Below are 12,293 nucleotides of genomic sequence, written 5' to 3'. Positions count from 1 at the left end.
TAACCCAAAATTTGTCACCATTTAGCCTTTTCGGGTTTTATCTCGAACGCTTCTGTTCTAATAGTTCAGAATCAGGTGCAGTGTGTGGCTGGGCATATTTTTTCATATATGTCGGCAAGGCTTGACTAATCTTCGTTGGTAAAACAACATAGTCGGTTTTGGCCAAATCATCTCCAATGAGACTGTGTAAGTAAACGGCGCCAGCAATGGTTTCAATTGTCGGCTTAAACTGAGCCAAAAACCCAGCAATGATGCCAGCCAAGGTATCCCCAGTTCCGCCAGTAGCCATCCCAGGGTTGCCGCCTGTATTTTGAAAAGGTTCTCCTGTGTGGAAAATTGTTGTGCGATGACTTTTTAAAACAATCGTACTGCCTAATTTTGCTTGTTGGCGCTGGTTATTTGCCAGTGTTTGTTGCTCAATAGGTAAGTGACTCAAACGTTGCCATTCCATTTGATGAGGTGTGAAAACAACTTTTTCAGGATAGGTAAGGGAAAAATTGCCTTGGCTAAACAGGGTAATTGCTGAGCCATCGATAATTAACCATTGTTGTTTTTGATGTTGGGCGAGTACCATCTTTAATATTTGTTGTGCAGTAGCATCTAAGCCTAAACCTGGACCAATTAAAATAACCTCCGCTTGCTCTACGACGTCCGTCAGAAGGACTGTTTCTTCAAAGCCCACGACCATGGCTTCTGGGCATCTTGCATGTAAAGGCCCGTGATTTTTAACATCAGTAATCACAGTGGTGAGACCAGCGCCACTATTGATACACGCTTCGGTACTCATGATGATGGCTCCGCCATATTGTCGGTTTCCTCCGATTAATACAACACGCCCAAAATTACTTTTATAAGAGTCAGAGGGGCGTTGAGTGATGACTTCCTCTAAAATGTCCTTGCTTAAATAGCGCATTCTATCACTCCTTTTCTTGGGATTTCTTTGTTCTCAGTATACTACAAGAGCCCCGAAAAAATCAGTTTATTTAATGTTAAAAGTTACTCTATTGAAGGCAATGAGGTGTATAATAAGGACCAGATAAATGAGTTAGGAGAGTGAAACAGATGGAAGAGAAAAAAACATTTTATATGAGTGGCTACGTAGGAATTGCGAGCTTATTAGTTATTTTAATTGCGGGAATTGGTTTATTTATTTATGGAGCGAGTCATACCAATGGAGTTCTTGTTGTTTTAGGTATTATTTTGTTAGTTGGGGCTATTTTATTTTTAAGTTCCTTAACTATTGTTAGTCCCAACCAGGCGAAAGCTATTTTATTTTTTGGTCGTTACTTAGGTACGATTAAAGAAAATGGGTTGTTTATTACCATTCCATTTACGCAAAAAATGAACATTTCTTTGAAAGTACGAAATTTCAATAGTTCTCTGTTAAAAGTCAATGACTCTGACGGGAATCCAATCGAAATCTCTGCGGTCATCGTTTTTCGGGTAGTCGATACAGCTAAGGCGTTATTTAATGTCGATTATTATCAAGACTTTGTGGAAATTCAAAGCGAAACGGCAATCCGGCATGTAGCAACACAATATCCTTATGACACTTTTTCAGATAATGATGTAACTCTGCGAGGAAATACCGAACAAATTTCCGAGGAGTTAACCAAAGAATTGCAAGAACGCTTAGCAGTGGCTGGTGTAGAGGTTATCGAAACACGGTTGAATCATTTAGCTTATGCAACTGAAATAGCTAGCTCCATGTTGCAAAGACAGCAAGCAAAAGCAATCTTAGCGGCTCGACAAACAATTGTTGAAGGTGCGGTAAGCATGACACAAATGGCCTTAGAACAGATCGAAGAAGGGCAAGAAATTAATTTTACCGATGAACGAAAAGTACAACTTATTAATAATTTACTAGTCTCAATCATTACTGATAAAGGCACACAACCAGTTATTAATACAGGCGATGTTTCTTCTTAAAGAGGAAGCAACGCTAAAAATAGCAAAAAAGAGTCATCTTTCCGATGACTCTTTTTTTGATAAACACGAACATTATATGATTTTAATCTATAATATTTCGGTTTTTCTTTGACATCTCTTTTTCTCATTGTTAGAATAACAGTGAAAAAAGGCGGAAGGAGTTATTACATTCATGAAACCATTAGTCGCTGTGATTATGGGAAGTACCTCAGACTGGGCAACGATGAAAGTTGCTTGTCTTGTGTTGGAAGAGTTGGAAATTCCTTATGAAAAACGAGTGATATCAGCACATAGGACCCCTGATTTGATGTTTCGTTTTGCAGAGGAATCACGAACAAAAGGATTGAAGGTTATTATTGCTGGCGCTGGTGGAGCGGCCCATTTACCAGGGATGGTAGCTGCAAAGACAACCTTACCTGTCATTGGTGTTCCAGTTAAAACACGAACATTAAACGGTATTGATTCACTGTTGTCTATTGTGCAGATGCCAGGGGGAGTTCCTGTAGCAACAACTGCGATTGGCTCAGCAGGTGCTACCAATGCTGGGTTATTAGCTGCAGAAATACTAAGTATTGATGATTTACAGTTAGCAGAAAGAATCCAAGCAAGACGACAATCATTGGAAAAAGCGGTTATGGAAAGTGGGGAACAACTTGAATAAACCCTTAAAAGTCGGAGCAACTATTGGCATTATAGGTGGGGGACAGTTAGGGCGAATGCTAGTCATGAGTGGTAAAAAAATGGGTTTCCAAATGATTGTGTTGGACCCAACGCTCAATAGTCCAGCTGGTCAAGTAGCTGACCGTCAAATTGTGGCAGCCTTTGATCAGATATCTGCTTTAACTGAACTAGCAGAGTTATGCGATGTGATCACCTATGAATTTGAAAATATTGAAGTGGCCTCCCTAGAAAAGGCCATTCCACTAGAAAAGCTGCCACAAGGAACAGAATTGTTAAAAATTACTCAAAATCGATTGCTTGAAAAAACGTTTCTTCAATCGATTGGCTGTAAGATTGCTTCTTTTGCGGAAGTGAAAAGTCAGAAAGAGCTGCCACAAGCAACAGAAAAGATTGGTTTTCCATGTGTCTTAAAAATTATTCAAGGTGGATACGATGGAAAAGGACAGGTCGTCTTAAAATGCGAAGAGGATTTCTCCCAAGCGACTGAATTATTAGCTAACGCTACTTGTGAATTAGAAAAGTGGGTGCCTTTCACTAAAGAACTTTCAATCATCGTTGCAGGGAATAAGCATGGTTACCAAAGCTTTCCTGTATCTGAAAACATTCATCGAAAGAATATCTTGCATGAATCAATTGTGCCAGCTCGAATTTCTGAGAATGTGCAACAAAAAGCAGCGGAATTGGCGCAACACATTGCTGAGGAATTAAATTTATCTGGGGTTTTAGCTATCGAACTGTTTTTAACAGATTCAGAAGAGTTGTACGTCAATGAATTAGCGCCACGGCCTCATAACTCAGGTCATTACTCAATTGAAGCTTGCTCATTTAGTCAATTTGATGCGCATATTCGAGGGATTAGCAATTGGGGCATTGGGTTACCCCAGTTACTTCAACCAGTGGTTATGGTGAATCTCTTAGGTGAACACTTAGAAAAAAGCTACCAGTTACGCACGTCAAAACCCACTTGGCAAGTCCATTACTATGGGAAAGCCGAATCAAAAGTTGGCAGAAAAATGGGCCACGTCACCATTACAACACCTTGCTTATCAGAAACGTTAAAGGAAATTGAGACTGTTGGTATTTGGAACGTAACTTAATAAATGCTTGCTCCAAGCAAGTTTTTTATTTTTACATTCGACAAACACGAACGATTATTGTTTTTTTGTAACTAATGTAAGTTTTTGTCTGATGTAAATCAGCTGACTTAGAAAGAATAGGGTTCATGAAGCTAACGAGAAGAGGGAAAGAATGGAAAAGAAAGCACTTGTGTATACAGGAAAAGCGAAGAAGTTGTATCAAACAGAAAATGCAGCGGTTCTTTTTGTGGAATATCTTGATCAAGCAACAGCTTTAAATGGTCAAAAAAAAGACAAAGTTCTTGGGAAAGGCGCTTTAAATAATCAAATCACTAGTCTAATTTTTGAACATTTACAGCAACAGAAGATTCCCAATCATTTTATCAAAAAAGTATCTGAACACGAACAATTAATTCAGGCCGTAGAAATGATTCCTTTGGAAGTTGTCGTACGTAATTATGCGGCAGGAAGTTTTTCAAAACGTTTAGCGATTGAAGAGGGCACTAAATTAGTGACGCCCATTATTGAATTTTATTACAAAGAAGATCGTCTGGATGATCCTTTTATTAACGAAGACCATATTCAATTTCTAAAAGTAGCCACTCCTGCTGAAATTGTGGAGATTAAAGCATTGGCTTTACAAATTAATCAGGCGCTTAGTCAACTCTTTCAACGCCTCAATATTTGTTTGATCGATTTTAAAATCGAGATTGGTCGGACGAAGGCCAATCAGTTGTTACTGGCAGATGAAATTTCTCCAGACACCTGTCGTCTATGGGATTTAAACACAAACGAACATCTGGATAAAGATGTTTATCGCCGTGAATTAGGAGAAATAGTTCCTGTATATGAAGAAGTTTTACAACGTTTACTAACAGTTATTTGAGGAGGAAGCGCGTATGTATTTTGTCAAAGTCTATGTTACGTATAAAGAATCAATTTTGGATCCCCAAGGTGAAGCGGTTAAGGAAGCAGTCCACCGGCTTGGTTTTACAGAAGTAGCCGAAATCCGTGTCGGTAAGTATTTTGAAATGCACGTCCAGCAGACAGAAGCAATTGAAGAGAAAATTGAACAAATTTGTGATCAACTATTAGCCAATGTAAATATGGAATCCTATCGTTTTGAAATTTTATCTTTGGAGGAAATTTAAATGAAATTGGCAGTGATTGTTTTTCCAGGATCCAATTGTGATGCAGACTTATTGTGGGCTGTCAAAGAGGTGATGGGCGTCGATGCAGAATTTGTCCGACACGATGCCACTTCTTTAGCAAAATTTGATGGCGTATTGTTGCCTGGTGGTTTTTCTTATGGCGATTACTTACGTTGTGGTGCAATTGCTCGGTTTTCGCCAATTATCAATGAGGTGATTCGCTTTGCTACAGAAGGCAAAATGGTTTTTGGTACTTGTAATGGCTTTCAAATTTTAACAGAAATTGGCTTGCTTCCTGGTACGTTGTTAAGAAATGATTCGCTTCGTTTTATTTGTAAAAGTGTCCCATTGAAAGTGAATACGCACACAAAGTTTACAAGCGAGTATCCTGAAAATATTTTGATACATTTACCAGTAGCACATGGCGAAGGGAATTACTATTGTGATGAAAAAACGTTGAAAGAGCTGAAAGAAAAGAACCAAATTGTTTTTACGTATCAAGAAAAGGTGAACGGTAGTCTTGCGAATATTGCTGGTATTTGTAATGAACAGGGCAATGTTCTAGGAATGATGCCTCATCCGGAACGAGCGATGGAAGAATTGTTAGGTTCAACAGATGGACGCAGCTTTTTTGCTTCAATCATTAAAAACTTTGGAAAGGAATTAAGCCAATGATGAATGAACCAACACCAAAAGAAATCAAGGAGACACGGTTGTATGCAGAATGGGGACTAACAGATGAAGAATATCATCAGATTGAGACCATTTTACAAAGAGAACCTAATTATACAGAAACTGGCTTATTCTCCGTGATGTGGAGTGAACATTGCTCTTACAAAAATTCCAAGCCCGTTTTAAAAAAGTTTCCGACGGAAGGGCCACAAGTGCTTCAAGGCCCTGGTGAAGGAGCTGGGATTGTCGATATTGGTGACGGATTAGCTGTTGTTTTTAAAGCAGAGAGCCATAATCATCCTTCTGCAGTAGAACCTTACGAAGGAGCAGCTACAGGCGTTGGTGGAATTATTCGCGATATTTTCAGTATGGGGGCGCGGCCGATTGCTTTACTGGATTCGCTAAGATTTGGCGAACTGACGGATGCACGAACACGTTATTTGTTTCAAGAAGTTGTGGCGGGGATTAGCGGTTATGGAAATTGTATTGGTATTCCAACCGTTGGCGGCGAAATTGCTTTTGAGCCATGTTATCAAGGAAACCCACTTGTTAATGCTATGTGTGTGGGATTGATTCGTCATGATGAAATTCAAAAAGGCCAAGCAAAAGGCGTCGGAAATAGCATTCTTTACGTAGGTGCGAAAACAGGACGAGATGGAATTCATGGTGCGACCTTTGCTTCAGAAGAATTTAGTGAAGGTGAAGAACAGCAACGATCTGCGGTACAAGTAGGTGATCCGTTTATGGAAAAATTATTATTGGAAGCTTGTCTTGATTTAATCAAAAATCATCAAGATATTTTAATCGGCATCCAAGATATGGGGGCGGCTGGCTTGGTTTCTTCAAGCGCTGAAATGGCATCAAAAGCAGGTTCAGGCTTGATTCTAGAGCTAGATAAAGTTCCACAGAGAGAGACGCAGATGAGCCCCTATGAAATGCTCTTGTCTGAGTCCCAAGAACGGATGTTAATCTGTGTGGAAAAAGGAGCAGAACAGCAAGTTTGTGAATTGTTTCAAACGTATGACTTAGAAGCGGTAGCGATTGGCTCCGTAACAGATGATGGACAGTATCGTGTCTTTCACAGTGGCAAAATAGTCGCAGATGTACCAGTAGATGCTTTGGCAGAAGAAGCCCCTGTCTACCAGAAAGCCTATCAAGAACCAGAGCGGATGCGTGCTTTTAAAAAATTAGCGCCCTTCATTCCAGAAATTACGAATAGCACGGAATTATTAAAACGCCTATTGCAACAGCCAACGATTGCATCAAAAAAATCAGTTTACGAAACCTATGATAGTCAAGTACAAACGAATACAGTGGTGCAACCAGGAAGTGATGCAGCTGTTTTAAGAGTGCGGGGCACCAATAAAGCCTTAGCGATGACGACAGATTGTAATAGCCGTTATTTGTATTTAAATCCTGAAATTGGTGGGCAAATTGCGGTTGCAGAAGCAGCCCGTAATATTGTAGCAAGTGGAGCACAACCTTTGGCTATCACTGATTGCTTGAATTATGGTTCCCCTGATAAACCAGAAAGTTTTTGGGAATTATGGACGTCGGCGGATGGAATCGCCGCAGCTTGCCGTCAGCTAGGAACACCCGTGATTTCAGGGAACGTCTCTCTTTACAATGAAACAGATGGTCAAGCCATTTATCCAACGCCAATGATCGGCATGGTGGGAGTGATTGAAGATGTTTCACAAATTACCACACAAGCGTTTAAACAAGTTGATGACTTAATTTATCTCATCGGTGAAACCCACGCAGATTTTAACGGCTCAGAAATTCAAAAAATGCAACTGGGTCGAATTGAAGGGCAATTACGCTCATTTGATTTAAAAGAGGAAAAAGCAAACCAAGAATTAGTTTTAAAAGCAATTCAAGCAGGCCTAGTTGCTAGCGCGCATGATTGCGCTGAAGGCGGCGTTGCCGTTGCTTTAGCCGAGTCGGCTTTTGCTAACGAACTGGGGTTACAGGTGACACTGCCATTAACAAAAGAATATCTATTTGCGGAGACGCAATCCCGTTTTATTCTTTCAGTTAGTCCCCAGCATCAAGAAGCATTTGAAACACTTATCGGAAGAAAAGCTCAACATATTGGGAAAGTGACTGAAACTGGTTTGATCATTCATGCGTTAGATGATGTGATCAATTGTTCAACAAAAGAAGCCAAAGCCTTATGGGAGGATGCGATTCCATGTCTTATGAAGCAAAAAGCTTAAATGAAGAGTGTGGTATTTTTGGTATTTGGGGTCATCCTGATGCGGCACAAGTGACCTATTTTGGCTTACACAGCTTACAGCATCGAGGCCAAGAAGGCGCGGGAATTGTGGCGAACAATTCTGGGAAATTAGATGGCCACCGTGATTTAGGTTTATTAGCAGAAGTATTCCAAAAGCAAGAACAACTGAATGCGTTAGAAGGAACGGCGGCTATTGGTCATGTACGCTATGCAACCGCTGGTACGGGTAGCGTGGATAATATTCAGCCATTTTTATTTAAATTTTATGATAGTCAAATTGGGTTAGCACACAATGGCAATTTGACAAATGCCAAGCGTTTACGAAAACAACTAGAAAGAGAAGGCGCTATTTTTCATTCCAATTCAGACACTGAAATTTTAATGCACTTGATTCGAAAAAGCACTGCTGCCTCGTTTCTCGATAAACTAAAAGAGAGCTTGAATTTGGTTAAGGGGGGCTTTGCTTATCTTTTATTAACAGAAACGATGATGATTGCTGCACTCGATCCCAACGGCTTTCGCCCTCTCTCCATCGGACAAATGAACAATGGGGCGTACGTTGTGGCATCCGAAACGTGTGCATTAGAAACAGTTGGGGCTCGCTTTATTCAAGATGTGGCGCCTGGTGAAGTAGTCATCATTTCTGATGAAGGCTTGAAAATAGAGGTTTTCACTACGGAAGTCCAACCGGCGATTTGCGCAATGGAATATATTTATTTTGCACGACCAGATTCAAATATTGCTGGAGTTAATGTGCATACAGCTCGTAAAAGAATGGGAAAGAACTTGGCGATCGAAAGTCCAGTCGCAGCTGATATGGTAGTTGGGGTACCGAACTCGTCATTGTCTGCAGCTAGCGGCTATGCAGAAGAAGCACAGATACCTTACGAACTAGGTTTAGTAAAAAATCAATATGTCGCTCGAACATTCATCCAGCCGACACAAGAATTAAGAGAACAAGGTGTCCGTATGAAACTATCGGCAGTTCGTGGCGTGGTCAAAGGAAAAAAAGTCATTTTAGTAGATGATTCGATTGTTCGCGGGACCACTATTCGGCGCATTATTCATTTATTAAAAGAAGCAGAAGCGCAAGAAGTTCATGTCAGAATTGCTTCACCACCATTAAAATATCCGTGTTTTTATGGCATTGATATACAGACGCGGGACGAACTAATTGCGGCAAACTATTCAATTGAAGAGATCAAAGAGCAGATTGGCGCAGATTCGCTGGCTTTTTTGAGTGAAGCAGGCCTGATTGATGGGATTCAATTAAATTATGATGCTCCTTATTCTGGGCTGTGTATGGCTTACTTTAATGGAGACTATCCAACGCCTTTGTATGATTATGAAGAACAATATCAAGCATCCTTGAAAAAAGAAACTAGGAGGAATTGACATGGAAAATGCCTATTCAAAAGCTGGTGTAAATGTTGAGGCGGGATACGAAGTAGTAGAACGAATTCAAAAGCATAGCCAAAAAACACAACGGACGGGGACGTTGGGCATGCTTGGTGGTTTTGGTGGTTGTTTTGATTTAAGTAGTTACAAGCTTAAAGAACCAGTTTTGGTATCAGGAACGGATGGCGTAGGCACAAAGTTACTCTTGGCAATTGAAGAACAGAAACACGAGACAATCGGAATTGATTGTGTAGCAATGTGTGTCAATGATGTCGTCGCACAAGGCGCCGAACCGTTATATTTTTTAGATTATTTAGCGTTAGGGACCGTTAATCCAGCTAAAGTTGAAGCAATTGTTGCGGGTGTTGCGGCTGGCTGTTGTGAGGCGAATGCAGCCTTAATTGGGGGCGAAACAGCTGAAATGCCTGATATGTATGAAGCAGATGCTTATGACGTGGCTGGTTTTGCCGTGGGTATTGCTGAGAAAAGTCAACTCTTGACACCAAGTAACGTAAAAGAAGGCGATTTCTTGATTGGTCTTCCTTCAAGTGGTCTTCATTCTAATGGTTACTCTTTAGTAAGAAATATTTTTTTTAAGAAACATTCGTTTAAAACAACGGACAAGCTTCCAGAATTGGCACCCAAAACGTTAGGGGAAGAATTATTAACACCAACAAAAATTTATGTGAAGGAATTATTGCCATTGTTAAAAGCAGGACTCGTGCATGGGGCTGCGCATATTACTGGCGGCGGGTTTTTAGAAAATCTACCAAGAATGTTTTCTTCCTCACTAGCTGCAGAGATTCAATTAAATAGTTGGCCAGTGCTACCAATTTTTAAATTGATTCAAAAATACGGTGAAATTCCATCTGAAGAAATGTATGAAATTTTCAATATGGGCTTAGGGATGATTTTAGCGGTGAGTCCAGAGCATGTTGAAAAAGTTAAGGAGCTTTTGCCAGAAGCTTTTGAAATTGGTCGTTTGGTACCTAGGAAAACGAAAGCCGTTATTTTTAAGGAAGCCTTATGAAGATAGCTGTTTTTGCATCTGGCAATGGTAGCAATTTTGAGGCGATTGCTGCAGCTTTTTCCCAGAAAAAAATCGCAGGGCAGTTGAGCTTAGTCTTTTGTGACCAGCCTGAAGCCTATGTATTGACCCGTGCCAAAAAACGCAAGATTCCCGTTGTTTGCTTTTCGCCATCTGATTTTCCATCTCGTGGGCAGTATGAAGAACAAGTATTGAAACATTTAAAAGAGCATCAGATCGATTTAATCGTGTTAGCTGGTTATTTGAGAATTATCGGCAAGACTTTACTGGAGGCTTATCCAAAGAGAATCGTCAATATTCATCCTTCTCTGTTACCTAGTTTTCCAGGTCTTCACGGAATTGAAGAGGCATTTCATTATGGAGTGAAAATAACAGGAATCACTATCCATTATGTTGACTCTGGGGTTGATACAGGACCGATTATTTTCCAAACAACCACCAAGATTGATACTGAAGATACATTGGACACATTAGCAGAGAAAATTCATGCTCTTGAGCACGAATGGTACCCAAAAATAATTTCACAAATTGTAAAGGAGACAATGAAATGACCAAAAGAGCATTGATTAGCGTTTCAGACAAAACAGGAGTGACAACATTTGCAGCAGGCTTAGTTGCAAATGGTTTTGAAATTATCTCCACTGGGGGTACAAGGAGTGTCTTAGAAGAAGCGGGGGTACCGACACTTGCTATTGACGACATCACTGGCTTTCCAGAAATGTTAGATGGCCGTGTCAAAACGTTACATCCGAATATCCATGGCGGACTTTTGGCAAAAAGGGGAAACCAAACGCATCAAAAAGCACTGACTGAACAAGGCATTCACTTTATTGACCTTGTAGTAGTTAATCTTTATCCATTTAAAGAAACAATTTTAAAACCAGCAATCTCTGAAGCAGAAGCAATTGAAATGATTGATATTGGCGGTCCTAGCATGTTACGTTCAGCGGCAAAAAATTATCAAGACGTAACAGCAGTGGTTGATCCTAGTGATTATGAACAGGTATTAAGTGAAATTAGCAGCACTGGAACTAGCCAGTTAGCCACCAGAAAAAGATTAGCAGCAAAAGTCTTTCGTCATACCGCTGCTTATGACGCGCTTATCGCTGACTATTTAACGACGCAAGTGGGTGAAACTGAGCCAGAGAAACAAACGCTTACTTATGAACGTAAGCAAACATTGCGCTATGGTGAAAATAGCCATCAACAGGCCACCTTTTATCAATCCGTTGTACCTGTATCATTATCCATTGCTTCCGCTCGACAACTTCATGGCAAAGAACTTTCATATAACAATATTCGAGATGCTGATGCAGCACTCCGGATTGCTAGCGAGTTTACAGAACCAACGGTCGTCGCTGTTAAACATATGAACCCATGTGGAATTGGAACAGGAAAAACGATTTTGGCAGCCTATCGTCAGGCATTTGAAGCAGATCCAGTTTCAATTTTTGGTGGCATTGTTGTTTTGAATCGTCCAGTGGACCAAGCGACTGCGGCTGAAATGCATCAAATCTTTTTAGAGATAATTATTGCGACTAGTTTTGAGGAAGAAGCTCTGGTACTGTTATCTCAGAAAAAGAATCTTCGTTTGTTAACGTTAGATTTTCATGCTCAAGAAAAAAAAGCGGTGGAATTAGTTTCTGTTATGGGTGGGTTATTAATTCAAGAACAAGATACAGTTGTTGAAAATGACCAAGCATGGCAAGTTGTTACAGAGCGCCAACCCACACCAGCTGAAAGAGACGCCTTGAACTTTGCTTGGAAAGCAGTCAAGCATGTAAAATCAAACGCTATTGTTTTAGCCAATGAAAGCCAAACGGTGGGGATTGGCGCTGGTCAAATGAATCGAATTGGTTCAGTAAAAATTGCAGTTGATCAAGCCCAAGCAGCTGGAAAATTACAAGGGGCCGTCTTAGCAAGTGATGCCTTTTTCCCTATGGCAGATAGCGTGGAATATGCTGCACAACATGGCATTCAAGCAATTATTCAACCAGGCGGGAGCATTAAAGACCAAGCATCAATCGATCTAGCGAATCATTATGGTATTGCGATGATTTTTACTGGGACTCGTCATTTCAAACATTAATTTTTAAAGG

12 protein-coding genes are annotated in these 12,293 nt (G+C 40.4%); 11 read left to right on the top strand and 1 reads right to left on the bottom strand.

Translation table 11 applies throughout. The features are described 5' to 3' along the window. Positions 1 to 37: 37 nt before the first annotated feature. On the bottom strand, positions 38 to 913 hold the full coding sequence (locus IGI63_RS03275) for an NAD(P)H-hydrate dehydratase (RefSeq protein WP_429975306.1): 876 nt from the start codon (positions 911 to 913) through the stop codon (positions 38 to 40). A gap of 149 nt (positions 914 to 1,062) precedes the next feature. On the opposite strand from IGI63_RS03275, the gene IGI63_RS03270 reads away from it, so the two are divergent. From IGI63_RS03270 to purH, 11 genes are all read left to right on the top strand, one after another. Next, positions 1,063 to 1,929 (top strand): SPFH domain-containing protein, encoded by an 867-nt coding sequence (locus tag IGI63_RS03270; protein ID WP_002357267.1) that lies wholly within the window; start codon positions 1,063 to 1,065, stop codon positions 1,927 to 1,929. 172 nt (positions 1,930 to 2,101) lie between these two features. After that, positions 2,102 to 2,590 (top strand): 5-(carboxyamino)imidazole ribonucleotide mutase, encoded by a 489-nt coding sequence (purE, locus tag IGI63_RS03265; RefSeq protein ID WP_002366817.1) that lies wholly within the window; start codon positions 2,102 to 2,104, stop codon positions 2,588 to 2,590. Next, positions 2,583 to 3,707, top strand: coding sequence for a 5-(carboxyamino)imidazole ribonucleotide synthase (gene purK / locus IGI63_RS03260; RefSeq protein ID WP_429975305.1), 1,125 nt, complete (start codon positions 2,583 to 2,585; stop codon positions 3,705 to 3,707). Before purE ends, purK begins: the two co-directional genes overlap by 8 nt. 151 nt (positions 3,708 to 3,858) lie before the next feature. Then, complete coding sequence (purC, locus tag IGI63_RS03255) at positions 3,859 to 4,572, top strand: phosphoribosylaminoimidazolesuccinocarboxamide synthase (protein WP_137208151.1); 714 nt, start codon at positions 3,859 to 3,861, stop codon at positions 4,570 to 4,572. A 13-nt stretch (positions 4,573 to 4,585) separates the two neighbouring features. Further along, entirely contained in the window at positions 4,586 to 4,837 is a 252-nt protein-coding gene (gene purS, locus IGI63_RS03250) for a phosphoribosylformylglycinamidine synthase subunit PurS (RefSeq protein ID WP_002357271.1), read from the top strand. After that, a complete protein-coding gene (gene purQ, locus IGI63_RS03245; RefSeq protein ID WP_002374675.1) occupies positions 4,838 to 5,512 on the top strand; it encodes a phosphoribosylformylglycinamidine synthase subunit PurQ in 675 nt (224 codons plus the stop codon). After that, positions 5,509 to 7,728 carry a phosphoribosylformylglycinamidine synthase subunit PurL gene (gene purL, locus IGI63_RS03240; RefSeq protein WP_429975304.1) on the top strand — a complete coding sequence of 740 codons (2,220 nt, stop codon included), beginning with the start codon at positions 5,509 to 5,511 and terminating at the stop codon, positions 7,726 to 7,728. The genes purQ and purL overlap by 4 nt, the downstream gene beginning before the upstream one ends. Next, entirely contained in the window at positions 7,704 to 9,143 is a 1,440-nt protein-coding gene (gene purF / locus IGI63_RS03235) for an amidophosphoribosyltransferase (protein WP_429975303.1), read from the top strand. The genes purL and purF overlap by 25 nt, the downstream gene beginning before the upstream one ends. 1 nt (position 9,144) lies before the next feature. Continuing rightward, on the top strand, positions 9,145 to 10,176 hold the full coding sequence (gene purM, locus IGI63_RS03230) for a phosphoribosylformylglycinamidine cyclo-ligase (protein ID WP_429975301.1): 1,032 nt from the start codon (positions 9,145 to 9,147) through the stop codon (positions 10,174 to 10,176). Further along, entirely contained in the window at positions 10,173 to 10,745 is a 573-nt protein-coding gene (gene purN / locus IGI63_RS03225; protein WP_002357276.1) for a phosphoribosylglycinamide formyltransferase, read from the top strand. Before purM ends, purN begins: the two co-directional genes overlap by 4 nt. After that, positions 10,697 to 12,283, top strand: coding sequence for a bifunctional phosphoribosylaminoimidazolecarboxamide formyltransferase/IMP cyclohydrolase (gene purH / locus IGI63_RS03220; RefSeq protein WP_429975300.1), 1,587 nt, complete (start codon positions 10,697 to 10,699; stop codon positions 12,281 to 12,283). Before purN ends, purH begins: the two co-directional genes overlap by 49 nt. Positions 12,284 to 12,293 lie beyond the last annotated feature (10 nt).

The sequence above is a fragment of the Enterococcus sp. DIV0086 genome, assembly GCF_050498705.1.
GTDB classification, from domain to species: domain Bacteria; phylum Bacillota; class Bacilli; order Lactobacillales; family Enterococcaceae; genus Enterococcus; species Enterococcus faecalis.
The sequence above is the reverse complement of the archived record's forward strand: the minus strand, read 5'-3'. Positions and strand labels throughout refer to the sequence as shown.

Bases quoted from the DNA above. Each gene is read 5' to 3' on its own strand.
- purF (WP_429975303.1), top strand. From the start codon at position 7,704: ATGTCTTATGAAGCAAAAAGCTTAAATGAAGAGTGTGGTATTTTTGGT.
- purS (WP_002357271.1), top strand. From the start codon at position 4,586: ATGTATTTTGTCAAAGTCTATGTTACGTATAAAGAATCAATTTTGGAT.
- purC (WP_137208151.1), top strand. From the start codon at position 3,859: ATGGAAAAGAAAGCACTTGTGTATACAGGAAAAGCGAAGAAGTTGTAT.
- IGI63_RS03270 (WP_002357267.1), top strand. From the start codon at position 1,063: ATGGAAGAGAAAAAAACATTTTATATGAGTGGCTACGTAGGAATTGCG.
- purH (WP_429975300.1), top strand. From the start codon at position 10,697: ATGGTACCCAAAAATAATTTCACAAATTGTAAAGGAGACAATGAAATG.
- purN (WP_002357276.1), top strand. From the start codon at position 10,173: ATGAAGATAGCTGTTTTTGCATCTGGCAATGGTAGCAATTTTGAGGCG.
- IGI63_RS03275 (WP_429975306.1), bottom strand. From the start codon at position 913: ATGCGCTATTTAAGCAAGGACATTTTAGAGGAAGTCATCACTCAACGC.
- purM (WP_429975301.1), top strand. From the start codon at position 9,145: ATGGAAAATGCCTATTCAAAAGCTGGTGTAAATGTTGAGGCGGGATAC.
- purE (WP_002366817.1), top strand. From the start codon at position 2,102: ATGAAACCATTAGTCGCTGTGATTATGGGAAGTACCTCAGACTGGGCA.
- purL (WP_429975304.1), top strand. From the start codon at position 5,509: ATGATGAATGAACCAACACCAAAAGAAATCAAGGAGACACGGTTGTAT.
- purQ (WP_002374675.1), top strand. From the start codon at position 4,838: ATGAAATTGGCAGTGATTGTTTTTCCAGGATCCAATTGTGATGCAGAC.